The sequence below is a fragment of the Pseudomonas sp. KT_2_4 genome, from assembly GCF_041410225.1.
GTDB classification, from domain to species: Bacteria; Pseudomonadota; Gammaproteobacteria; order Pseudomonadales; family Pseudomonadaceae; genus Aquipseudomonas; species Aquipseudomonas paracarnis.
This window is the reverse complement of record NZ_CP166962.1, coordinates 711,022-734,055: the sequence shown is the minus strand read 5'-3', so window position 1 is coordinate 734,055 and position 23,034 is coordinate 711,022. Positions and strand designations below refer to the sequence as shown.

The window sequence follows — 23,034 nt, the reverse complement described above, 5'->3', positions numbered from 1 at the left end:
GACACTTCAATCGGGCGTTATGATAGCGCCCAAATCTGAGGTGTTTGGATATGCGTAAATCTTATTCGAGTGAGTTCAAGCTCAAGGCTGCCAGCATGGTGCTGGATGAAGGCCAGCCGGTTACTGAGGTCTGTGCCAGCCTAGATATCGGCCCCACTGCTCTACGCCGCTGGGTCGATCAAGTGCAGAAAGAACGCCTGGGTTCGACCCCGGTAGGGGCCAAGGCAATTACCGCTGATCAGCGAGAAATCCAGAGGCTCAAAGCCCTACTCAGGGAGAAAGACCTGGACATTGAAATCCTAAAAAAGGCCAGTGCTCTCCTGCTTTTGGACGCCAAAGATCATTCACGCTGATCGATGAGCTGGACGAGCAATACGGCGTTAAAAGGTGTTGCCGGGCGTTTGGGATCAACCGTAGTAGTTTCTACGCCTGGCGCCGGCGCCAGGGCAGAGCAAATCCTGAACGGGACAAGCTCAAAGCCGCGCTGGTCAAGCACCACAGGGCGTCCAGAGAGTCGGCCGGCGCACGTACTTTGTCCAAGGAGCTAAAAGCCAAAGGGCATCGTATCGGACGTTATATGGCTCGCAGTTTGATGCGCGAAGCTGGCATCGCTAGTCGTCAGCGCAGGCGCCATAAGTACAAGTCGCCGGGCGTTGAGGCATTGGTTGCGCCGCACGTGCTCAAGCGAAAATTTGATGTAACGGCGGTTAACCAGGTGTGGTGTGGCGACGTAACTTACATCAAGGTCGGCAAGCGATGGATGTACTTCGCCGCCGTTCTGGATTTGTACGCTCGGAGGATCGTGGGTTGGTCGTTCTCGATGATTTCTGATGCCAATCTGACCTGCGAAGCGCTACGCATGGCGGTTGAGCTACGCGGCCGCCCCCAGGATGTGTTGTTTCATTCAGACCAAGGTTGTCAGTACACCAGTCATAAATTCCGAAACGAGCTTGTGAAACACGGATTTAGACAAAGTATGAGCCGTAAAGGCGAGTGCTGGGACAACGCCCCCATGGAGCGTTTCTTTGGTAGTTTGAAATCAGAGTGGGTTCCTGAAACGGGCTACAAACTGGAACATGAGGCCCAGGCAGACGTGCAGCGCTATGTCTCGCGCTACAACATCAGCAGGCCTCACAGCTACAACGACTACCGGTCGCCGGTCGCGAAGGAAAGGTTGGTGGCGTGAACCTTAATCGGTGTCCAAGATTACTTGACCAGTTCAGCTTGCCTGCGATAGCGATTTGTCAGTCACCGCATGGCTGTCTCGACCGCCGCCATCGCAGGCAAGCAAGCTCCCACACCGAATACGTTAGCTGATGACTATCCCCTCCCCCGACAGACTGCTCACACCCACCAGCGTCACCGAATCCGTACCAAAGCTAATGACGGTATCCGCGCCCACCACCTTGACGTGATCGCGGTAATCGGTGCTGCCCGCCACGTCGTTGAACACCAGCTTGTCCGTCGTCTGGTAGCCAATCACCCGGTCATTGCCAAACTGCCCGCTAAACAAAAACGTGTTATGCCCGCTGCTGTCACGGATGGTGTCATTGCCCTTGCCACCTTCGATAAAGTCCGCGCCCCTGCCGCCTTTGATCAAGTCGTCGCCGTCACTGCCAATGATGAAGGTATTGCCCTTGTGCGCCTCGGCATTGCGGTTGAGGTCTTGCACCCAGGTGGTGGCCCGTGCCGGATCGGACAGGTTGGCGACGATCACCGTCGAGTCGCGGGTCATCTGTTCGTAGAAGCCCGAGTCGAGGATGCGGGTCATGCCGTCGCCGTAACCGGTGGGCAAGTGCGAGACCCAGGTGGGCAGGTTGAGGATGGAAAATGGCAGCAGGTTCCACAGGGATGAAGCGTAGTGGTCGTTGAAGCTGACGATGTTGTCGGTGCTCGACTCGTGGGGCTTGTCGTGCACGCCCAGGGACGACAGGTTGAATGACGAGCCATCCAGGGCGCGGAACACCGGGTCGTTTTCATAGCCGACGTTAAGCACCTTGTCGCCGGCGCTCTGGGTCGGCGACGCGTAGGCCACGTAGTTGGAGTCCTTATAGAACCCCGACCAGCTGTTGTCGCTCAAGTCGGCCATGCTGTTGACCGCGAGGCCCCCAAGGCTGTGGCCGCTGACCACTACGTCGTTGCCGCCCAGGCCCTGGGCACTGGCGTAGTCCGCCACGTTTTTGAGCAAGCCGCCGAAGGCTTCCCCCGCGTAGTTCTTGGCATAATCCTTGGGCCCGAAGGCGGCGAGCAGGTCGCTGATCACATCGCCGATGGAGTCGGTGATCACACTTTCCCGAGGCCCCGAAGTGCCGCGAAAACTGATGCCGATTTCCTGCAGCTTGCCCGCATCATCGTACTTGCCCAGCACCTCAGCCTGCGCCGTGCCGTAGCCGAATTTTTCGCCAAAGAAGGTGCCGCGCGCATCGACCTTGCCGCTGTAGCCCAGGGTACTGGCGCTGATGGGCGTCCAGCCGGCTGCTTGCACCGCCTCCAGGGCGGCTTTTTCCGAGTCGGGGTTCCAGGGGATCCCGGGGATGACCCCTTGGGCATTGCTGCCGCCAATCAGCGCGCTGACCAGGGTGGCAGGCAAGCCCAGCCCGAGGCCGTTGTTCTGGTAACCGACGGCAAAGCCGTTATCCAGGTTGTGGTAGGAATACAGCGTGATCGCCATGGCATCGGCGAACAACGCCTTGGAGTCCTCGGTACCGAGGTTTTTATAGTCAAAGATACCCATTGGTAGTGCCTCTCTGTTGTTGGATTTGTAGAGAAAGCCAAAACACCTGTTATCCGTTACCACCTGTAGGAGCGAGCTTGTGTGGCGAGGGAGCTTGCTCCCTCGCCACAACCCACTGCATCTGGCCTTTAGAACGCCCAGTCCAGGCTCAAGCCGACGCCGTGCACCTTCTCCTTGCTGGCCAGCAGGCCGTTGTAATCGAAGTTCACCCGCGCATCCTTGCTCAATGCCAGGCTGACCCGTGCTCCGACCAACGCGGCATCGCGCACCATTGGCGCACTTTCCACCGTGAACGACGGGCCGCCCGAGGCAAACGCCAGGTGCTGCTCCGAATCGGCGCTGCTCAGGTTGTGCTGCCAGCCCAGGGTGCCGGAGACTTCCAGTTGCTGATGGTCGTTGATATTGAAGGTCTTCAAGGCACGCATACCCAGGGTGCTGAGCACCAGGTCACGGCTGTCGTCGCCACTTCTCAGCGCGGCGGCGTCGCCCTTCTCTTTGAAGCTGTCAGTGTCCAGGTGCACGTAGGCCAGATTGGCGAACGGCTCCAGGGCCAGCGGTTGCAGGTTGATACGGTACGCCGCCTCCGTGAATACCTGGGTGCTGTGGGCATCGACCTTGGCTTTTTGCTTGCCGCTGACGTCGCCGTATTGCAGGTCGCGTTTGACATCGGCGCGGTGCCAGCTGTAGGTCGCGCCGCCACTCAGGCGCCAGGCGCCGATTTCATGCCCGGCATAGGCGCCGAAATGATAGCTGTCGACCGAGGCGCGGCTGTGGGTGCCGCTGCCCATGTTCAGCGACGTGTCGCTGTAGCCGGCCACCAGGCCGATGCGTGTGGCCTCATCGAGGGCGCCGTCCACACCGGCGAGCATGCCGCCGATAGAGGTGGTGTAGCCCGCCGTGTCGTTGCGGCTGTCGGTCTTGCCCCATGCACCCAGTGCCTTGACCCACACGTTGCCACGGCTGTCGATGGCTTGGCTGGTAGCGCCCATCTCGCCATTGCGCAGGCGTTCGCCCACCGCTTCGCGTACGTAGCGGCTGTCATTGACCAGTGCGGTTTCCAGCGACGGGTATACCTCCCCGCTCAGTTGCTGGAACGCGCCTTGAGCCGAAGCGGCGGTGGGTGCCAGCAGCAAGCTTTCATACACGCCATTGCCTGCGCCCAATTGCTCGGCGGCGGCGGCCACGGCGCGCTGGTTCGGCGTAGCCGCCACGCTGGCGAAGCTGTTAGTGCGTGCCACATCCAGCTGCACACCGTTGGCGGCGTAGTTCAAGGTGCCGCCGACAAACAGGTAATTGGGCACCACTGCCGCGAAGCTACCGGTGACGCCGCCTGCCGCTTGCAGGATGTTGTACTGACGGCCGATCAGGCTTTGGGCCTGGGTGGCGCTCAGCAAGGTCGGGCTGTTTTCCAGGGCAAGAGTCACGGTGCCGCCGTTGAGGGTGGCCGTGCCGCCGGCGACGATGCGATCGCTGCTGGTGGGCGACAGTTCTACCGCGTAGGTCGAACCCGGTTCAAAGTTGACGTTGCCCGCCACGTTCAAGGTGCCGATGGAATTGCCCGGCGCCACGGTGCCGCCGCTTTTCGCGCTCAGCGAACCGATACGCCCCGAACCACCGACCACACCGCTCTGGCTGACGGTAACGTCGGAGGTGACCGAACCGTTGATTGCCAGCAAGCCCTGGTTGACCAGCGTCGGCCCGCTGTAAGTATTGGCGCCGGTGAGCACCAAGGTACCGATGCCTTGCTTGGTCAGGCCGCCATGGCCCGAGATGTCGTTGCTCCACACATCCCGCCCGCAGTGCAGGTCATCGCACACACGCTGGGTGGGTTTGCCGGCATCCACCACCGCGCCGACACCCGGCAGGTCCGCGACGAACTGGCCGCTGCCGTAGGCGCCGTCGATACGGAACTCGGCCGGGATATCCTCAGCGGTGATAAACATCCCGGGGCCGTTGACCGCCTTGCCCAGGTTGATCATGCCCCAGCCATACAGCGAATCGATGCCCGGCGCGCCGAGGTCGGTGGCGGTGGTCTTGAGCACGGTGGAGATCTGGTCGCCGCTCATGTATTGGAAGCGCTCCATCAGCACCGCTGCGGCGCCTGCCACGTGAGGTGCGGCCATGGAGGTGCCATTTTTGTTGGCCCAGTCGGTGGTGAGGTTGCTCAGGTCGGTACCGTTGATGATCGAACTGTAGATCTTGGTGCCGGGTGCCGACACGCAAAAGCTCGCCGCATAGCCACAACGCGAGGAGAAAGTACTGATCACATACGGATCGGGGCTTGCGGTATTCGGGTTCTGCTGGAGGGCCGCGACGGACAGCCAGTTAGGCGCGATCTCTGGCACAAAATACGCAAGGCCGGAAATCGCATCCGGGTTGTTGAGGTTGTAGTCATTGCCTGCAGCAAAGATGGTCAGCACACCGCTGCGGGCCGCGTCGATGGCGCCTTGGTACGCGCCACCTGCTAGGGTGCCAAGGATCGGCCTGATGGTATTGAACTGCGCCTGGGCTTCGTTGACGGTGAAATTGGGGAACGCCGGATCGCGGCCGCCCTTGGCGTACTGATCACCGATGCCGATGCCCCAGCTGTTGTTGATGATACGCGCGCCACTGGCGACCAGCCCATCCCAGCCGGCCTTGTACACGGCGCCGTCGTTGCCGAGGATGATCCCGTCTTCCGGGCCCGGGTCACCGTTTTCGGCGGTGAGGATTTGTGCGTTGAATGCCACGCCGTGCATCGGCCCGCCATCGCGGTTACCGGCCGCAATGCCGCCGACATGGGTGCCGTGGTTACCTAGCTTGCCGTTGGAGTCCTTGGACGGCGTGCCGTCGTAGCGGAACGCGTCGCCGGCCTTCACTGGGATATACGGGTCGGTGTATTGGCGAATGCCCTCGGTGACAATCGTCACCACCTTGTCGGGGCTGGCAAACTCCGGGTGCTGGGCGTACACCGGCTGGTCGAAGATCCCCAGCTTGACGCCCTTGCCGGTATAGCCAGCCGCATAGGCGGTGTCGGCGTGCACGGCGCCCAGGCCCCAGTCGGCCTTGAACTCATTGCTGCGCCAGCTGGCGGCGTCGCCCAGTTTGCCGGTTTCCACATAGGGTGCAGCCTGGGCGGTCCCCAGGCTTGCCAGGCAACACAGCAACGCGCCGTATGGCACGCAGCTCAGCGCCTTGAGCGGATAGCCCGGGCCTGTGTGGATGGCGGTAGTTAACCCTGACTTGCGTTTTTTCACGGTGACCTTCCTTAGTTTTCTTATTGCACGTGTGTAAATCACTTTCTCCAGAACACCGCCGCTGATCGTTCCCACGCTCCGCGTGGGAATGCGGCCCCGGACGCTCTGCGTCCCAAAGCGTGACGCGGAGCGTCACAAGAGGCGTTACCACGCGGAGCGTGGGAACGATCAGCGGAGCGTGGGAACGATCAGGTTCGCGGTGTCTTCAGAACTGCCAGTTCAGGCTCAAGCCAACGCCCTGGGTTTTCGCGCGCCCACCCAGCTGGCCGTTGTAATCCAGGTTGACCCGCGTCGACGCATTCAACGCCAGGCTGGCCTGCACGCCCACCAGGGCAGCATCGCGCAGCAATGGCGCACTGCGCACCGCAAATGAAGGCCCGCCGGCGACAAAAGCCAGGTGTTCCTCTGACTCCACCGCCGTCAGGCTGTGTTGCCAGCCCAACGAACCGGACAGGTCCAGTTGCTGGTGGTCATTGAGGGCCAGAGTTTTCAGGGCGCGCACACCGAGGGTGCTGAGCACCGCATCACGCCGGTCGCTGCCGCGTTCCAGGGCAGCGGCATCACCTTTTTCGTGGAAGGACTCGCTGTTCAGATGCACATAGGCCAGGTTGGCGAACGGCTCCAGGGCCACCGCTTGCAGGCGGATGCGGTACGCGGCTTCGGTGAAGACTTGCGCCGTGGTCGCGTCCAGCTTGGTTTTTTGCTTGCCGCTGACATCCCCCCATTGCAGGTCGCGCTTCACGTCGCCGCGATGCCAGCTGTAGGCACCGCCGACGCTCAGGCGCCAATCACCCAGCTCGCGCCCGGCGTACGCGCCAAAGTGGTAGCTGTCGATGGACGCCGATGAATGGGTACCGCTGCCCATGTTCAAGGAGCTGTCGCTGTAGCCGGCAACCACACCCACGCGGGTCTGCTCATCCAGCGCGCCGTCCACACCCGCCAACAGGCCGCCGATGGAGGTGGTGGACCCCGCCGTTTCAGTGCGGCTATCAGTCTTGCCCCAGGCGCCCAGTGCTTTGAACCACAGGTTGCTTTCACCGGCCACTGGCACATGGCGCAGGCGCTCGCCCACGGCGTTACGCAGTTGCAGGCTGTCGTTGATCAGCATCGCACCCACAGCCGGGTAGATTTCCCCGGACAGTTGTTGCAAGCCCTGCTGGGCCACGGCAACCGATTGCGACTGCAGCAGGCTTTCATACACCGGGTTGCCGGCGCCCAATTGCTCGGCGGCCACCGCGACGTTGCGCTGGTTGCGGGTCGCGCCGACGCTGGCGAAGCTGGCGTCGTTGCGACCCACGTTCAGTTGCACGGCATTGGCGGCGTAGTCGAGGGTGCCACCGAGGAACAGGTAGTTGGGCAGCACTTGCCCGAACTGGCCCTGAATGCCGCCCGCCGCCTCGAGAATCGAGTACTGCCGGCCGATCAGGCTTTGGGCCTCGCTCTGGCTGAGCAAGGTCGGGCTGTTTTCCAGCGCCAGTGTGACGGTGCCGCCGCCAAGAATCGCCTGGCCACCGGCGACAATGCGGTCACTGCTGGTGGGCGTCAGCTCCACGGCATAGGTCGAGCCGGCGCCGAGGTTTACGTCCCCTGCCACTTGCAAGGTGCCCACGGAATTGCCCGGCGCCACACGGCCGCCGTTGTTTACCGACAACGCGGCGATACGCCCGGAACCGCCGAGGGTGCCGCTGTCATTGACCGTCACTGCCGAAGTCAGCGAGCCATTGACCGCCAACAGACCGCCGTTGACCAGGGTCGCACCGCGATAGGTGCTGTCGCCGCTGAGCACCAGGCTACCGGCACCGGCCTTGATCAGGCTGCCCTCGTACACACGCTGGGCCGCCGCTTGGTCGCGGGCACTGCCGATGGCGTAATCAGTCTGGTCCTGCTGGCTGGCAGAGGCACCCACGCCGTTTTGCCAACCCTTGTCGATCAGGGTTTGCTGCCAGGCCGTGTGCTCGGCGCGGTCCTCGGCCTGGCGCTGGATGAGCGCCTGGTCGGAGATGCCGTTGCTCCACACATCGCCCTGCCCGGCGGCCAGGTTGACCTCCATGGGCCCGAGCAGTTGCCCAGGACCGTGCATCGCCCGGCCCAGGTCAGGCACGCCCCAGCCGACAATGGCGTTGGGCGCCTGGGTGATCGAGCCGTCGAGCTGCGTGGCGGTGGTCAGCAGCACCTGCAAGGCTTGCTCGTTGGTCATGTAGGGATAACGTTCCATCACCAGCGCCAACGCGCCGGTGGCATGGGGCGCTGACATCGAGGTGCCGGACTTCACCCCATACCCCCCGTCAGGAATGGTGCTGTTGATCAGCGCGCCGGGGGTAGAAATACACCAGTACTTGGCGACGCCGCATTTGTTGTATTTCTGGTTATTGGCCTTATCCAACCCGGACACGGCCAGCCAGTGGCCTTCCAGTTCCGGCTGGAAATACGGCAAGGCCGAGCGCACGCTGGCATTGGCATAGCCGCTGTTGCCGGCGCTGAACACGTTGATCACACCGGCCTTGGCCACGTCCGCGGCCGCGTCCAGCCAGGTGCCACGGTTGTAATGCTGGGCGTACGCCGCGTGCATATTGTCCAAGGTCTGGTAGCTGACGTCCTTGGGCTGGCTGCCCCAGCTGTTGTTGATGGCGCGCACGCCGGAATCCACCAGTGCGGTGTACACGGTCTTGAAGTATTTGGGGTCTGGCGTGGGGCCGAACAGGAAGCTGTCGTTGGCGTTGGTGTTGCCCACATAGACCTGCGCGTTGTAAGCAACGCCATGCATACCCACGCCGTCGCGGGCGGCGCCCATGGTGCCGGTGACGTGGGTGCCGTGGGAATCATTGTTCGGGTTGAGCGCGCCCGTGGTGCTGAAGGCGCTGCCATCGACATAGGTGCCCGTGGCGGTGACCGGGTGAAAACGGTCTTTGGAAGCTTCCGGGTGATTGGTATCGAACCCTGAGTCCAGCGCACCGATTTTCACGCCTTGGCCGCTGATCCCGGCGGCGTAGGCTTCATCGGCCTTCATGCGGCCCAGTCCCCAGTCGCTCTGGTACTCGGCGGAGCGCCAACTGGCGGGGTTACCCGGTTGGCCGGTCTCGGTGTATTGCGCCTGTGCCGCAACGGACAGCAAGAGCAAGGAACCTGCGGTGAAGGGTTTGAAACGTGGTGAATCGGTGATCATGTGCACACTCCCTTTTATTGTTATTCCCCCTGTAGGAGCGAGCTTGCTCGCGAAGAACTCACTGGCACCGCGTGTAGCCAGGATGTCCACGTCATCGTTGACGTTTTTCGCGAGCAAGCTCGCTCCTACAGTTTTCCATCCGGGCCGAAGGCTTCGTCCACTTTGGCCAAGTCGGTGTCACGCAAGTTGCCCGCGTAGTAGTGCAATTTGGTCCAGGCCATCAAGTAGTCATAACGCGCCTGGGCGAGGTCGCGGCGGGTGCTGTACAGCTGCTGTTCGGCGTTCAAGGCATCGAGGTTGACGCGCTCGCCGCCGAGAATGCTCTGCTTGGTCGACACCACCAGCGCCTCGGCGGATGCCAGCGCTTTCTGATAGGCGCGCAACTTACTCACGCCCGACAGGCACGCACTGAACTGGCGACGCAATTCGATCAGGGTTTCCCGGGTCTTGCCTTCCAACTCGTACTCCGCCTGCTCCATCGCGCGGCTGGCCTGGCGGGTGGAGGCCGAGATACCGCCACCGGCATACAGCGGCATGCTCACTTCGACGCCGATGGTGTTGGTGTCGTAGCGCTGGTTATAGGTGTTGCCGCTGTCGGACTCCTGCTTGCGCGAGGTGGCATACGCGGTGATTCTGGGCAAATGCCCGGCACGGTTGCGTTCCACTTCATAGCGCGCCACTTCCAGGGACTGGCGCTGCGAAGCCAGCACAGGGTTGTTGGTCAGCGCCAACTCATGCCAGGTGTCGTAGTTGGCCGGGGTCAGGGTGAACGCGGCAAAGCTCTGGTTCAGCGGTGCCAGGTCGTTGATGTTGACGCTTTGCACACCGATCAATGCGCCCAACTCCCGGAGCGAGGCGTCCTGCTCATCCAGGGCCTGGATCTCTTCGGCGGTGGCCAACTCGTAGCGCGACTCAGCTTCAAGGATATCGGTGCGGGTGCCCTCGCCTTGCTGGAACAAATGCCGGTTCTGCTGGAACTGTTGTTCGAACGCCTTCTTCTTGGCCCTGGCGATGTCGATCTGGTCCTGGGCAAACAGCGCCTGGGTGTAATAGCTCAACACCCGCACCAGCAACGCCTGGCTCTTGTCGCGAAAGCTTTCATCGGCGAACAGCGCCTGGGCCACGCCCTTGCGGTAGTTGGCATAGGCTTCGTAGTCGAACAACGGCTGTTGCAGGCTGAAGGTCGAGCCATAGCTGTTGTAGTTACGGTCGTCGCGGTAACTACCGCCGCGCCCGTCGGGCAGGTGCGCTTCGGAATTGTTGCGGCCCTTGTTGTAGTTGTAGGACAGCCGCGGCAGCAAGCCGGCACGGCCAATGGTGCGGTTTTCCAGGCCGGCGTCGCGCTCCTTGATGGCGCCGAGGAACACCGGGTCGTTGCGCAGCGCCTGCTCGTACACATCGAAGGGCCCCATCGCGGCCTGGGCACTGCCACACACCAGCAACAGCGAAATGAACACTGGCTTCATGCTCATTCCTCAGTCAACGCAGAGCCGGCGCGGTCCAGCAGCGGCTTGAACAGATAGTTGAGCAGTGAACGCTCGCCGGTGCGCACGAACATCTCGGCGGGCATGCCGGGCTTGATCACCAGGCCGTTGAGTTTTTCCATCGCCGCCTCGCTGACGCTGGTGCGCAGCACGTAGTACGGCGCACCGGTCTTTTCATCGAGCATCTGGTCGGCGGAGATCAGGCTGACTTCGCCCGGCACCCGTGGCGTGCGGCTTTGGTTGAAGGCGGTGAAGAGGATGTCGACAGGCAAGTGTGTGCCGACCTTGTCCACCAAATGCACCGGCAGGTGCCCTTCCACTTCCAGGCGTGTGCCCTGGGGCACGATCTCCAACAGGGTTTCACCGGCACGCACCACGGCGCCTTCGGTGTGCACGCTGAGGTTGACCGCGATGCCATCGGCCGGCGCGTTGATCTCGCTGTGTTGCAGGTTGAAGCCGGCGGAGGTCAGTTGCTGTTCAAGGGTCAGGCTGCGCAGTTGCGCGTCGGCCAATTGGCTGCGCACCTCTTTTTGATATTCCTCGCTGTGCTGCTGCAATTTGAGCCGCGACTCAACAATGCCCTGCTCTATCCGGCCGCTTTCACCGGCGTTTTGCGCCAGGTCCTGCTGCACCTGGGATAACTGGCGCTGGTAGTCCATCAGGCGGTTGCGCGGGATGTAGCCGTTGTCGGCCAAGGGTTGCAGGTTGCTCAGTTGCGCGCGCAGAGATTGGGCCTGGGCGGTCAAGTCACTGCGGGCACGGCGCATACCACTTAGCTGAGAGTTTGCGCCCTCGATGCTGGCGCGGATCCCGGCTTGTTCACGGGCAAACGCGTCGCGACGGCTGCTGAACAGTTGGCGCTGACCTTCTAGCACCAGCATCAAGGCCGGATCGGGGTTGGCACTCAGTTCTGCAGGAAAGGTGATGCTGGAGAGGTTGTCACGCTCGCTCTGCCAGCGCGCCACGCTGGCCCAGGCCATGCGGTACTGGGCTTGCAGCGATTGCACATCGGCCTGGTTCTGGGTCTGGTCGAGACGAAACAGCGGCTGGCCTTGCTTGACCAACTCGCCCTCTTTCACCAGGATGCGGCTGACCACGCCGGGGCTGAAGGTTTGTACCGCCTTGCGCTTGCCAGACACCACCACGGTGCCTTGGACCGGAATGCCTTGGTCCAACGGTGCGAGGCTGGCCCAGAGGAAAAACCCACCGGCACCGACAATGGTCATCACCCAGCCCATTTTTACGAAAAAGCCGGCATCGCGTTCTTTGATTTGAGGTTCAACGGTAAGGCTGCTCATGCGCCTGGATTCCTTCCGGCCTGGTAGTGACGGCTGAAGCTGACACCGGTTTTTTCTTTCGGCGCTTCCTGCTGCCCGGACAACGCCCGCAGCACCTCCTGACTGGGCCCGAACGCTTGCAGTTGGCCTTCGCCGAGCACTAGCAACTTATCGGCCTGGGCCAATGCCGAGGAACGATGGGTGACCAGCACCACGCTGCTGCCCTGGGCTTTCATCTGCATGATGGCGCTGGCCAATGCGGCTTCGCCGACGGTGTCGAGGTTGGAGTTGGGTTCGTCCAGCACGATCAGGCGCGGCCCGCCGTACAGGGCGCGGGCCAGGGCCACGCGTTGTTTCTGGCCGCCGGACAAGCCACCGCCGTTGTCGCCCAGCACGGTGTCGTAGCCTTGGGGCAGGCGCAGGATCAGTTCATGCACGCCGGCCTGTTGCGCGGCCTTGACCACCAGTTCCGGGTCGGCTTCGCGAAAGCGCGCGATGTTGTCGGCGATGCTGCCACTAAACAGCTCGATGTCCTGGGGCAAATAGCCGATATGCGGGCCGAGGTCGTCGCGGTTCCAGCGGTGAATATCCGCGCCGTCCAGGCGTACGGTACCGGCCAGGGTTGGCCACACGCCCACCAGCACGCGAGCCAGGGTGGACTTACCGGAACCGGACGCGCCGAGCACGCCCAGCACTTCACCGGCAGCCAGGTTAAAGCTGACCTGATGCAGGGTCGCCATGCGCCGCCCCGGCGGGCCGGCGCTGACCTGCTCGAAACTGACTTGGCCGTTGGGCGCAGGCAAGGCCATGTGCTCGACCTCTGGCGGGAATTCGCGCAGCAGTTCGTCGAGGCGCTGATAGGCCAGCTTGGCCGAACTCCATTGCTTCCACACTGCAATCAGTTGGTCGATGGGGCTGAGTACGCGGCCCATCAAGATGGAGCCTGCGATCATCATCCCGGCGGTCATGTCGCCCTTGATCACCAGGTAGGCGCCCAGGCCCAGCACCAAAGATTGCAGGCACAGGCGCAAGGATTTGCTTAAGGAGGTGATGATCGAACCGGTGTCGCTGGCCTGGTTCTGCAAGCCCAGGAACAGCGAATGCACGCCAAACCAGCGTTGGCGCAGCGCACCGAGCATGCCCATGGCCTGGATGGTTTCGGCGTTGTGCAAATGGCTGGTGGCCAGTTGGGTGGACTGCTGCGAATAACCGCTGGCCTCGCCCAATGGCTTTTTGGTCAGGTATTCGTTAAGGCACGCCAGGCCAATCAACAGCACCGCGCCGGCCGTGGCCAGCACGCCGAGCCACACATTGAACAGGAAAATCACGAACAGGTAGATCGGGAACCAGGGCGCATCGAAAAACGCGAACAGCGCTGGCCCCGTGATGAATTGGCGCAGAGCGGTCAGGTCGCCCAAGGATTGCCCGGCGTGCCCTTGGCCGCGCTGCAGGTTGCGTTCGAACGCGGCTTTGTACACGCGCAAGTTGAAACGTCGCTCCAACTGGCTGCCAATGCGGATCACGATAAAGCTGCGCACCACTTCCAGCAGGCCGATAAACGCAAAGAAGCCCACGACCATCAGCGTCAACATCACCAGGGTGGTTTCATTCTGGGAGGACAACACCCGGTCATACACTTGCAGCATGTAAATCGAGGGCACCAGCATTAATAGGTTAATCAATGCCGTGAAACAGCCAACGCTGATCAAAATACTCTTGTATTCACCCAACGCCCTGAATAAGGGCGCCACCCCATGGGACTTCGCCATATTAATTGTTTTTCCTTGCAGCGAATTACGCAAAAGGGTCACCCCTACCAAGTAGGGTACGGCCGCCTAACAAATCGAGTTATATGCTTATAACTTTTAATTAAAGTTTTCGTTGCAGCCTTACAACTTCGCCCGCTTTAGTGCGGGCTTGATAGTCGCCCTCTTTCTGGCGATTCAAATGGGTGATCCCTGAGCCTTCAGCGTTAAACAGCCAAATACCATCCGGGGTGGGCGACCACGTCAGCGGCTTGTCGCCCAGCCATTGCTCGGCACAGGCGATATCGCCCTCCAGGGCGTTGGCTTGCTCCACTAACTTGAGCGCGCACACCTGATCCTGCTGCTTCAGCTCCCACTGCCCGGCAAGCTGCGCGGAGGTGGGTAATACAAGACTGCTAGCCATTGCGTGGGCTCCTGCCGACACGAACAACACCTGCACAACACAGGCGATCAAATGGGAAAAACGTGGCATATCCAACTCCGGCCTGGAGCGCGGCGCCGAAGCACCGCGCGCTTTACATCAGGCTACGATGTCACTGGCAGCCGCCTGGCCAACGGTGGTGACGAGGAAATCCGCCACGCCGTGCCCGGAGAAGTCCACCGCCAAGGTGCCCAGGTTGGTACCTGAGGCATAGGTCAGTACAGCATCGCCGGCATGCCCGGTAAATGCGTTGACGAAGGTCACGCCCGCACCCTTGGTGATACCGGACAGGTCGATCTTGTCCGAACCGGAGGTGAAGTCGAAGATCTTGTCCGCAGCCCCTGGCCTGGAGTCGGAACTGGCACCGTACACGAAAGTGTCGCTGCCAGTGCCGCCCCACAGCTGGTCCGCACCGCCGCCGCCGTAGATGAGGTCGTTGCCGGCCCCGCCCTTGATGGTGTTGGCGACTTGGTTACCAATGATCAGGTCGTTGCCCGAACCGCCGAACGCGTTCTCGATGGTGACGCCCTTGGCGATGGATACATTGCCCACCAGGCCGCCCACATCAGAGAACGAGGTGGCAGTGAGGTTGATCTTCTGGTTCTGGGTAAAACCGGAGAAGTCCAGGGTGTCGTTGCCGCCACCGTCCCATACCGAGAACACCAGCTTGTCGGCATTGGAACTGGCGCTGAGGAAGTCACGCCCGGTGTTGGAGTTGAACCCGTAGGTGGTGTCCGTGGCGCGGGTGCTGAGGTTGGCACCGTAGAGCTTCTGGATCGCGGCGATGTCGTCGATCAGCGGGCCGGAAGCGTAAGCCTCGACACCGCCTTTGCTGAAGTTCTGGTTGGTGTTGCTCTCGCTCCAGTAACTCATGAGGCTATAGCCACGCGTGTCCTGTCCATAGGTGGCGTCGTTATAGGTCGGGTTGCCGTTCCCGGCGTTGTAGTCGCCAGGGTGAGCCAGGCCCAGGGTGTGGCCGATTTCGTGGGTCAGGGTCTGCCGGCCATAGTTGTTCAGGTCCGGGGTCTTGTTCGGCGTGTAGCTGTTGTTGGTCAGGTACCACGAGGTGCCATCGTAGCCCGCACCGGTGCCGGGCAGGTAAGCGAAGGCCGCGGCGCCGTCCTGGCCGCTGCTGTAGTTGCCGAAGGTCATATGGCCGTCACCGCCGGAAGCCTTTTCAGTAAAGGTCACGTTGGCGACATCCGCCCAGGATTGCATGGCCAGTGCGGCCTGTGCTTTCTGCTGGGTGTTGAATTGGCTGAACCCCGAGATGCCATGTTTGTTCATGGTGCTCTGGGTAGCCGAGGTGAGGAAGGTGTAGGTCAGATCGATCTTGCCGTTGCCATCAAAGTCCCGGTACGCAGCACCATCCCGCAGCAGCTGGGTCGCTGCCTGGTCTACGGTGTAGGACGGTTTGCCATTGACCGTGAGGTTGCCGCCACGGTCATACAAATGGCTGAAGCTATCGATTTGCGAGTAAGCAGTGCTGGCTTGCGCGGCAGATACAATAGCTTTGTCTTTTACTTTTGACATAAACGTACTTCCTTGTTTGCAAGTGCATCAGTCTTTGTTCGATAGGAACCTCGCGGGCGAGGATAGTCCTATCACTCACCTCTTTTGAAGGCGTAAGAAAACTGACACAACTTGAAATCTTTCGTCTACATCTATTTCCATCGCACACTTGTGACGCAGGTTCAAGTTGAAGAAGTCGCACGCAGTGTTTATTGGGGGCCGTTGCGTTTGTGTGGCCGAATCGGCGCACACCACTATTTAAATATTAAATACAAGTAAAGCCACTCTAAGTGAGCGGCCCACTTGATTAATGGATCCAATATATTGTCACGGTGTCATTAGCAACATTAAAGAGCCACTATTCGCACTATTAAAGTGCGCTGCCCCCCATTACCGGGACATACTCCAGCCACACTGTTGCATGGCTGCCAAGAGGGTTTCGCCAGCCAGGCCCGGCACCTTGACGCCGTCTTGAGTGGTCATGTCTTCACCTGCCAGAATGGCATTGATGATCGCCTCCTCCACCGCCTCTGCCGCCGCGCTGAACAGCGGCGAAATATGGTCGTTGTTGACCATCTGCAACCCGGTGCTGAGCGGCAGGTCCTTGCGCCCATAGTCGGCCGGCGGCAAATCACGGTTACCGGTGGCAAACGCCAGGAACAGGTCGCCGCTGGAATCCTCGGTGCCGCCACCGGTGCGCGCAATGCCAATGGACGCGCGCTGTGCCAGGCGCTGGCATTGGTGCGGCAGCAAGGGGGCGTCCGTGGCGATGATCACCACGATGGAGCCCATGCCGGGAGTGCCACGCTCGGCAAAGGGCGAAGCAATGTCCGTCAAATGACGGCCCACCGGGTAACCATCGACCCGCAGCTCCTGGCGCTTGCCATGGTTGGCCTGCACCAGTACGCCCACGGTCCAGCCGCCCTGCTCCGTTGGCAAGCGCCGTGACGCAGTGCCGATGCCGCCCTTGAACTCGTGGCAAATCATGCCGGTGCCACCGCCTACCGCGCCTTCCTGCACCGGGCCGCTTTCAGCCTGGTCCAGGGCCTGGCGCACATGCTCAGGGCGAACATGCTGGCCCCAGATGTCGTTGAGCAGGCCGTCATAAGTTTCCATGACCACCGGCATGCACCAGTACACCGCCGGGTCCGCCAGACGCTCGCGCTCCAGGGCGATCAGGCTGTCGCGCACCACCCCGATACTGTGGGTGTTGGTAATGGCCATCGGCGTGGTCAGCAGCCCCGCCTCGCTGATCCATTCAAGCCCCGTGGCGTCGCCATTGCCGTTGAGCACGTGATAGCCGGCAAAACACGGTTGATGTCGCGCTTCCCCGGCACGCGGCTGGATCAGCGTAACGCCGGTGCGCACCTGCTTGCCGTCGACCTGTGCCTTGAGCGTGGCATGACCGACGCGAACCCCGGGAACATCGGTGATGGCATTCAATTCGCCGGGCATGCCCAGCCCCAACGTGATGCCCAATTGACGTGCACGCATACCCACTCCTTACAATTTCTGAAACGCCGGACTCAACCGGCCACTGATGCAATACAAAATCACCGACAGGGCCAGCAAGCCGATGATGATCATGATGTCGCGTACCGAGGCCTCAAGGATCAAGGTGACCAGCAGGTAACCGGCACCCAGTACCGCCAGCAATGCCGGCAGCGGCCATAACGGCATGCGATAGGGATGCTCGCGATCACGCAACAGCACCCGGCTCATCAGCGCGCTCAGCGCCACCACCAGGTACACCAGCATGATCAGCAGCACGCTGAATGAGGTCAGGTCAGCCAGGTTAGAACTGAAGCTCAACAGCGCCGAGGGTATCGCCAGGAACAGCGTCGCCAGCCACGGTGAGTCCCAGCGCGGGTGAATACGCGTGAACAGCTTGTTGATGCCAGGCGTCCACAACGCATCGCGGCCGCTGCTGAACACCACCCGGCCAATCTGGATCACGATGGCAACGATGGCGTTGAACACCGACAGGAAGATCCCGGCGCTCACCAACCGCGACAGGGTTTCATTGCCATGGCTGGTCAACAGGTAGCCGATCGGGTCGGGGCTGCTGATCATCTCGCTCAGGGACGGCGCGCCGATCAACAGCGCGGTGATCGGCACCAACTCAATCACCACCACCAACCCCAGGGACCAGAGCACCGCCTTGTGCACGCCCTTGCCGCCGCACTTCATGTCTTCGGCCAGCAACACCGCCGGGCCGTAGCCGTTGAACGAGAACAGGCCGATGCCGACGGCGCCGATCACCAGCGCCCAGGGCGCCAGGTGCAACACGCCGTTTTCGACGATTTGCGGCTGCAGCAACACACTGGCCGGCTGCACCGGATTACCGAAGCCGATCACCACAATCACCAGTAACGCCGCCACTTCCAATAGCAGGCAGGTGCCGGTGATCCAGGCGTTGAGCTTGATATTGAGGATGCCCAGGGCATAGCTGCATACCACGATCACCAGGGCGACAGTTTGCGCGTCGAATGTCGTGCCCAGAGCGTTATTCAGATAAGTCGCCGCACCGGTCGCCAATACCGGCGGGATAAACAGCAACATCACCAGAACCGTCAGGAAGGTGGCGTAACCGGCCATGCCACCAAACACGCGCTTGGCATACACGTATTCGCCACCGGCGCTGTTATGGGCGCGGCCGAGCTCGGCGTAACAGAAGGCAAACATCAACGCGAGCAACGCCGCCATCACAAACGCCAGGAACACGCCACTGCCCGCCTGCTGGATGGCAAACGGGGCGATCACGAAGACGGAACTGGCCGGCGTTACCGCTGAAACGGTAATGGCCACTACATCGAAGACGCTCAGGGTGGGCTTGAGCACGCCATCGGGCGCGGGGGAAGCACTCATATCGTTATCCTCTGTCGTTGTTTTTGGTGTGAGGCAGAAACGAAACATGATTTTTCCTCGGGATATGCTTCCCGTTGGACAGTGACGACGTTATCGGCTGGCGGGGCTGTCGGCCAATTCCCCTATTGGCGTACTCCCCTTGACGGTGCCCCCCAGAAGCCTAACCCTTGGCCGATCATTTGAGGGTGGGGATGTTGAGATGAACCTGTTCCGGGAAATCGGTATGCACGCGGGGTTGGGCCGCACCCTGTCTCAGATCGGCACCGAACGGTTCTGGAAGCAATTGGTGCTGTTATTGCACCAATGCCTGCCCTTCGATAATGCTCTGGCGATTTTCTACCCGCTGGATGGCCCGCCCCAGGCCCTGGAAGAGTACGACGCCCAGCCCAGCAGCAAGCCGGCGTCGATGCTGGTGTACCTCAACGGCTTGTACCTGCTCGACCCGTTTTACCAGGCCTGCCGCGAAAACTACGCCAGCGGCGTATACCGCCTGGAGGAAGTGGCGCCGGACCATTTTCGCCAGAGTGAGTACTTCCTCAATTATTTCCATGACAATGTGCTGGAAGACGAAGTGCAATTGATCCTGCAATTGCCTGGCGCCGGCACCCTGTCGTTGTCACTGGGCATGCAACGGCGCTTCAGCTTTGAAGAAACCGGGCTGTTGACCACGCTGTCGGCCTGGGTGTTGCCGCTCATGCAGCAGCATTGGCAGCAAAGCACCGAGCGGGCACCGGCCATGGACAGCCAGATTCGCGATGCCCTGAGTCATTTCGGCAGCGGTGTACTGTCGGACCGCGAACTGGAAATCGCCCGGCTGGTGTTGCGGGGCTTCTCCTCCAAGGCCATGGCCGAACGCCTGAAGATCTCGCCGGACACCGTCAAGGTGCACCGCAGGCATTTGTACGCCAAGCTGGACATTTCGTCGCAACCCGAGTTGTTTTCGTTATTCATTCAGTCGTTGGGGCATGACTTGGAGAATCCATAGGCTTAGTCCGAATGAAAGAAATTAATATGCTGCGGCAAAAGATTTACGCCATCAACGCGTATAGAAAAGTTCGGCCCTTCAGGGTTGACCTTGATAGTCAAAGTGCTCACGCCAAACTCATGAGTCAGTTGCACATCCCCCACTTCCACGGGCGGGCCTGGCTGAATATTAATAGCTGAGATGTTGTGGTCTTTTAATACCTCGGCCACATCAATTTCATCCTCCTTGGGGTTGAAATTCAACAGGGTGTCAGGGTCATCGCTAAGGGAGTCGGTACTTTTTTCATATTTGAATGTGTTTTCACCCTGGCGCCCCACCAGCTGGTCGCCACCGCCACCGCCGATGAGGACCGAGGGCTCGCCACGCCTGGCTTCGAGGCGCTCACGCTGGTCTGTGCCGCGTAAGGTGGGCGGGCTGTTTTCCGGTTGGGTCCAAGTGCCGCCAGTGGGAAGGCTTTGTATGGAAGACATATAAGTCACCTGTCAGATCATGAGTGTATGTGAAAGTGTTACGCGTTGCGGATTGAAATCTCTCACGCAGGCAATAACACTTTCCACTCCAAATAATTGACATCACATGTCTTAACTATAACGTGATTATTTATTCCACCCAGTACCGATGACTTATCGGCCTTCCTGGTGGCGCTGTTTTCCTGTTATTTAACGCCCCGTACGAATGGTATTCCAAACCCGAGTACGCACCCGGTCGATGTTCAACGGCATGGCTTGCAGTGCAAATAACTTGCCCATCATTTCCGCGCTTGGATACACCTTGGTATCGGCCTTGATCGCCGGGTCTACCAGGCTGTCGGCCGCCGCGTTGCCGTTAGCGTAATGCACGTAGTTGGTGATACTCGCCATCACGTCGGGGCGCAGCAGGTAGTTCATGAACGCATAGCCGGCTTTGTCATTCGGTGCGTCGACAGGCATGGCGACCATGTCGAACCAGATTGCCGCGCCTTCCTTGGGAATGTTGTAGCCGATATTCACGCCGTTTTTGGCTTCTTTGGCGCGGCTTTCGGCCTGCAGGATGTCGCCGGAGAAACCGACGGCGACACAGATGTCACCATTGGCCAGATCGGCGGTGTATTTCGAGGAATGGAAATACGCCACGTAAGGTCGCACTTTCATCAGCAAGGCCTCGGCCTTCTTGTAGTCTTCGGCTTTTTTGCTGTGGTGCGGCAAGCCCAGGTAATTCAGCGCAGCTGGCAGCAGTTCGGGGCCGTTGTCGAGAATGGCGACGCCGCATTTTTGCAGCTTGGCCATGTTTTCCGGTTTGAAGATCAAGTCCCAGGAATCCACCGGGGCGTTGTCGCCGAGTACCGCCTTGACCTTGTCGATGTTGTAGCCGATACCGGTGCTGCCCCACAGGTACGGGAAACCGTGGGCATTGCCGGGGTCGTTGTCTTCCAGGGCCTTGAGCAGCACGGGGTTGAGATTTTTCCAGTTGGGCAACTGGCTCCTGTCGAGTTTTTTCAGGGCGCCGCCCTGGATCTGTCGCGCCATGAAATGGTTGGAGGGGAACACCACGTCATAGCCCGATTTACCGGTCATCAGCTTGCCGTCGAGGGTTTCGTTGCTGTCGTACACGTCATAGGTGAAACCGATGCCAGTGTCTTTCTGGAAATTCCTGGTGGTGTCCGGCGCGATGTAGTCCGACCAGTTATAGATCTTCACGGTCTCGGCGGCCTGGCTGATAGAGGCCACTAACATCAAGGGCAACAGGGCAATGGCTTTCATGGTTCGATTTCCTGGCGGTTTTAGGGCTGTTTTTATGGCAGGCGATCAAGGATCAAAGCGTTACAGAATCAGGACATAGGTCTTGCGCACGGTTTCCTGGATATCCCAGATACCGGTGCTATTGGCTGGCAACATCAGTGCGTCACCGGCTTGTATGTGCAGGGTTTCCCCATTGTCGGGCGTGAAGGTGCAGCGCCCTTGGATGAAATGGCAAAACTCCTGGGACGTGATCTGCCGACGCCAGCGCCCCGGGGTGCAGGCCCAGATGCCGGTCTCGACGCCATCGTTGCGCTCCACGCTCAAGGTGGAGGCCACGGCGATGGGCGCGCCCAGGGGCACCGCCACCGGTGATGAATCTGGCAGAGGGGTGTTCAGCGTGTCTTTGAATTGGGTAATGCTCATGGTTTTTCCCTGTGGGTGACGAGTCAGTGCATGAAACCTTCCATGAAACCGGCAATGCCGGTCGCCAGCTTGCGGCGCCAGGGCGCAGTGTTGGGGTTGGCCAAGACCTGGTCTTCATGAACAAAACTACGGATGATCGCGTTGTAACCCAGCCAGCGGCACGGCTCCGGCTCCCAGGCCTTGAGTGCTTTGAGGCCGCCTTCGCGAATCACCCAGGGTTGTTGGGTCAGCAAGGTGTCGCGGCCGAGGATCAAATCGGCCAGGGTGCGGCCGCCGAGGTGGGTGGCGCCCACGCCCTCCCCGCCATAACCGCCGGACAGTGCGATGCCCGTGGCGTGGTCACAGAGCATGTGCGGACGAAAACGGCGCGACATGCCGAGGTTGCCGCCCCAGGAATGGGTAATCCTGGCCTTTTTCAGCTGTGGGAAGAGTTCGCCAAACAGGTAGCGACGCAACTCCACTTCGCTGTCGGTCAGGTCGAAGTTGTGCCGCAACTTGCCGGCAAATTGATAGCCACCACGGGCGCCGAAGACCAGACGATTGTCGGCCGTACGCTGGCCGTAGGTGACCTGTCGGCTGCTCTCGCCAAAGGCCTGACCCTGACTGAGCCCGATGTCTGCCCAGGTACTGGCCGGCAGCGGTTCGGTGGCGACGATCAAGCTCTGCACCGGTAACTGGTAGCGGCCCAATGGGGGCAAGGTATTGGCGTAACCCTCGACAGCAGGCACCACCCAGGCGGCGCGCACGCTGGCCTTGGCGGTGCGCAGGCCGCCGGACTGCCAATGGGTCACGGGGCTGTTTTCGTAAATGGTCACGCCCAGGTTCTCAACCGCCCGCGCCAGGCCACGCACCAGCTTTGCCGGGTTGATCGTCGCGACGTGGGGGGCATAGATGCCGCCATAAGGCTTGGCAATGCGGACCTGCTCGGCCAATTGCTGCGGGCTGAGCCAGCGGTAGTCGTCTTCGGTGAGGCCCTGGGCGTACAGCTTGTCCAGATAGCGGCGCAGGCTGACTTCCTGCTCGGGGTAGCGTGCGGCGCAATACAAGGCGCCGCCTTTGCGGTAGTCGCAGTCAATGCCTTCGCGGGCCAGCACCTGGGCCACTTCATCAGGGATACCGTGCAGCAGGTCAAACGAAGCGCGCCGGTGCTGAGGGGCAAGCTCAGCCAGCAGTCGGTCTTCCCCCAAGAGGTTGCCCATCAACCAGCCACCATTGCGACCGGATGCGCCAAACCCAGCAGTCTGTGCCTCGATGATCGCGATTTTCAGCTCGGGGGCCTGGCGCTTCAGGTAATAGGCGGTCCACAGGCCGGTGTAGCCGGCGCCGATAATCGCCACATTGACGTCCAGGTCGTGCTCCAGCGATGGACGCGCTAACAGCGGGTCGTCCAACTGGTCCATCCATAAACTGATATTGCGCCATGCCGGCATGCCAGCTTCCCCTACCT

Annotated in this window: 17 protein-coding genes; 3 read left to right on the top strand and 14 right to left on the bottom strand. The window is 60.9% G+C overall.

From position 1 onward, the window contains the following. Positions 1-50 precede the first annotated feature (50 nt). Complete coding sequence (locus AB9N64_RS03270) at positions 51-353, top strand: transposase (RefSeq protein WP_014717988.1); 303 nt, start codon at positions 51-53, stop codon at positions 351-353. Beyond that, on the top strand, positions 350-1,186 hold the full coding sequence (locus tag AB9N64_RS03265; RefSeq protein WP_371360382.1) for an IS3 family transposase: 837 nt from the start codon (positions 350-352) through the stop codon (positions 1,184-1,186). The genes AB9N64_RS03270 and AB9N64_RS03265 overlap by 4 nt, the downstream gene beginning before the upstream one ends. Before the next feature lie 123 nt (positions 1,187-1,309). On the opposite strand, the gene AB9N64_RS03260 is transcribed toward AB9N64_RS03265, so the two are convergent. From AB9N64_RS03260 to AB9N64_RS03215, 10 genes are all read right to left on the bottom strand, one after another. Beyond that, positions 1,310-2,734 (bottom strand): lipase, encoded by a 1,425-nt coding sequence (locus AB9N64_RS03260; RefSeq protein ID WP_058410435.1) that lies wholly within the window; start codon positions 2,732-2,734, stop codon positions 1,310-1,312. Between the two features lie 128 nt (positions 2,735-2,862). Further along, positions 2,863-5,970, bottom strand: coding sequence for an autotransporter domain-containing protein (locus AB9N64_RS03255; protein ID WP_371359954.1), 3,108 nt, complete (start codon positions 5,968-5,970; stop codon positions 2,863-2,865). 205 nt (positions 5,971-6,175) lie between these two features. After that, positions 6,176-9,133 carry an autotransporter serine protease gene (locus tag AB9N64_RS03250; RefSeq protein WP_038450070.1) on the bottom strand — a complete coding sequence of 986 codons (2,958 nt, stop codon included), beginning with the start codon at positions 9,131-9,133 and terminating at the stop codon, positions 6,176-6,178. A 125-nt stretch (positions 9,134-9,258) separates the two neighbouring features. Next, positions 9,259-10,599 (bottom strand): TolC family outer membrane protein, encoded by a 1,341-nt coding sequence (locus AB9N64_RS03245; RefSeq protein ID WP_003191155.1) that lies wholly within the window; start codon positions 10,597-10,599, stop codon positions 9,259-9,261. Positions 10,600-10,601: 2 nt separating this feature from the next. Beyond that, complete coding sequence (locus AB9N64_RS03240) at positions 10,602-11,915, bottom strand: HlyD family type I secretion periplasmic adaptor subunit (protein WP_014718407.1); 1,314 nt, start codon at positions 11,913-11,915, stop codon at positions 10,602-10,604. After that, complete coding sequence (locus AB9N64_RS03235) at positions 11,912-13,663, bottom strand: type I secretion system permease/ATPase (protein ID WP_371359953.1); 1,752 nt, start codon at positions 13,661-13,663, stop codon at positions 11,912-11,914. Before AB9N64_RS03235 ends, AB9N64_RS03240 begins: the two co-directional genes overlap by 4 nt. 100 nt (positions 13,664-13,763) lie before the next feature. Further along, a complete protein-coding gene (locus tag AB9N64_RS03230; protein ID WP_014718405.1) occupies positions 13,764-14,132 on the bottom strand; it encodes an AprI/Inh family metalloprotease inhibitor in 369 nt (122 codons plus the stop codon). Positions 14,133-14,180: 48 nt separating this feature from the next. Then, a complete protein-coding gene (locus tag AB9N64_RS03225) occupies positions 14,181-15,614 on the bottom strand; it encodes a serralysin family metalloprotease (protein ID WP_014718404.1) in 1,434 nt (477 codons plus the stop codon). A 369-nt stretch (positions 15,615-15,983) separates the two neighbouring features. Continuing rightward, positions 15,984-17,087 carry a P1 family peptidase gene (locus AB9N64_RS03220; protein ID WP_019820089.1) on the bottom strand — a complete coding sequence of 368 codons (1,104 nt, stop codon included), beginning with the start codon at positions 17,085-17,087 and terminating at the stop codon, positions 15,984-15,986. A 9-nt stretch (positions 17,088-17,096) separates the two neighbouring features. Then, positions 17,097-18,461 carry an APC family permease gene (locus AB9N64_RS03215; RefSeq protein WP_014718402.1) on the bottom strand — a complete coding sequence of 455 codons (1,365 nt, stop codon included), beginning with the start codon at positions 18,459-18,461 and terminating at the stop codon, positions 17,097-17,099. 199 nt (positions 18,462-18,660) lie between these two features. On the opposite strand from AB9N64_RS03215, the gene AB9N64_RS03210 reads away from it, so the two are divergent. Next, positions 18,661-19,446, top strand: a complete 786-nt coding sequence (locus AB9N64_RS03210; protein ID WP_014718401.1) for a helix-turn-helix transcriptional regulator — start codon at positions 18,661-18,663, stop codon at positions 19,444-19,446. Between the two features lie 2 nt (positions 19,447-19,448). Here AB9N64_RS03210 and AB9N64_RS03205 read toward each other — a convergent pair whose 3' ends face one another. From AB9N64_RS03205 to AB9N64_RS03190, 4 genes are all read right to left on the bottom strand, one after another. After that, on the bottom strand, positions 19,449-19,916 hold the full coding sequence (locus AB9N64_RS03205; protein ID WP_371359951.1) for a M10 family metallopeptidase C-terminal domain-containing protein: 468 nt from the start codon (positions 19,914-19,916) through the stop codon (positions 19,449-19,451). A 189-nt stretch (positions 19,917-20,105) separates the two neighbouring features. Beyond that, positions 20,106-21,185: a polyamine ABC transporter substrate-binding protein gene (locus AB9N64_RS03200; RefSeq protein ID WP_014718399.1), complete on the bottom strand. Its 1,080-nt coding sequence runs from the start codon at positions 21,183-21,185 to the stop codon at positions 20,106-20,108. A gap of 60 nt (positions 21,186-21,245) precedes the next feature. Next, positions 21,246-21,587, bottom strand: a complete 342-nt coding sequence (locus tag AB9N64_RS03195) for a cupin domain-containing protein (protein ID WP_032903416.1) — start codon at positions 21,585-21,587, stop codon at positions 21,246-21,248. A gap of 23 nt (positions 21,588-21,610) precedes the next feature. Next, entirely contained in the window at positions 21,611-23,017 is a 1,407-nt protein-coding gene (locus AB9N64_RS03190; protein ID WP_038450061.1) for an FAD-binding oxidoreductase, read from the bottom strand. Between the last annotated feature and the right edge of the window lie 17 nt (positions 23,018-23,034).

Coding starts and splice junctions, on each gene's coding strand:
- AB9N64_RS03210 (WP_014718401.1), top strand. CDS start 18,661: ATGAACCTGTTCCGGGAAATCGGTATGCACGCGGGGTTGGGCCGCACC.
- AB9N64_RS03235 (WP_371359953.1), bottom strand. CDS start 13,663: ATGGCGAAGTCCCATGGGGTGGCGCCCTTATTCAGGGCGTTGGGTGAA.
- AB9N64_RS03220 (WP_019820089.1), bottom strand. CDS start 17,087: ATGCGTGCACGTCAATTGGGCATCACGTTGGGGCTGGGCATGCCCGGC.
- AB9N64_RS03190 (WP_038450061.1), bottom strand. CDS start 23,017: ATGCCGGCATGGCGCAATATCAGTTTATGGATGGACCAGTTGGACGAC.
- AB9N64_RS03225 (WP_014718404.1), bottom strand. CDS start 15,614: ATGTCAAAAGTAAAAGACAAAGCTATTGTATCTGCCGCGCAAGCCAGC.
- AB9N64_RS03200 (WP_014718399.1), bottom strand. CDS start 21,185: ATGAAAGCCATTGCCCTGTTGCCCTTGATGTTAGTGGCCTCTATCAGC.
- AB9N64_RS03215 (WP_014718402.1), bottom strand. CDS start 18,461: ATGAGTGCTTCCCCCGCGCCCGATGGCGTGCTCAAGCCCACCCTGAGC.
- AB9N64_RS03250 (WP_038450070.1), bottom strand. CDS start 9,133: ATGATCACCGATTCACCACGTTTCAAACCCTTCACCGCAGGTTCCTTG.
- AB9N64_RS03245 (WP_003191155.1), bottom strand. CDS start 10,599: ATGAAGCCAGTGTTCATTTCGCTGTTGCTGGTGTGTGGCAGTGCCCAG.
- AB9N64_RS03205 (WP_371359951.1), bottom strand. CDS start 19,916: ATGTCTTCCATACAAAGCCTTCCCACTGGCGGCACTTGGACCCAACCG.
- AB9N64_RS03195 (WP_032903416.1), bottom strand. CDS start 21,587: ATGAGCATTACCCAATTCAAAGACACGCTGAACACCCCTCTGCCAGAT.
- AB9N64_RS03270 (WP_014717988.1), top strand. CDS start 51: ATGCGTAAATCTTATTCGAGTGAGTTCAAGCTCAAGGCTGCCAGCATG.
- AB9N64_RS03230 (WP_014718405.1), bottom strand. CDS start 14,132: ATGCCACGTTTTTCCCATTTGATCGCCTGTGTTGTGCAGGTGTTGTTC.
- AB9N64_RS03240 (WP_014718407.1), bottom strand. CDS start 11,915: ATGAGCAGCCTTACCGTTGAACCTCAAATCAAAGAACGCGATGCCGGC.
- AB9N64_RS03260 (WP_058410435.1), bottom strand. CDS start 2,734: ATGGGTATCTTTGACTATAAAAACCTCGGTACCGAGGACTCCAAGGCG.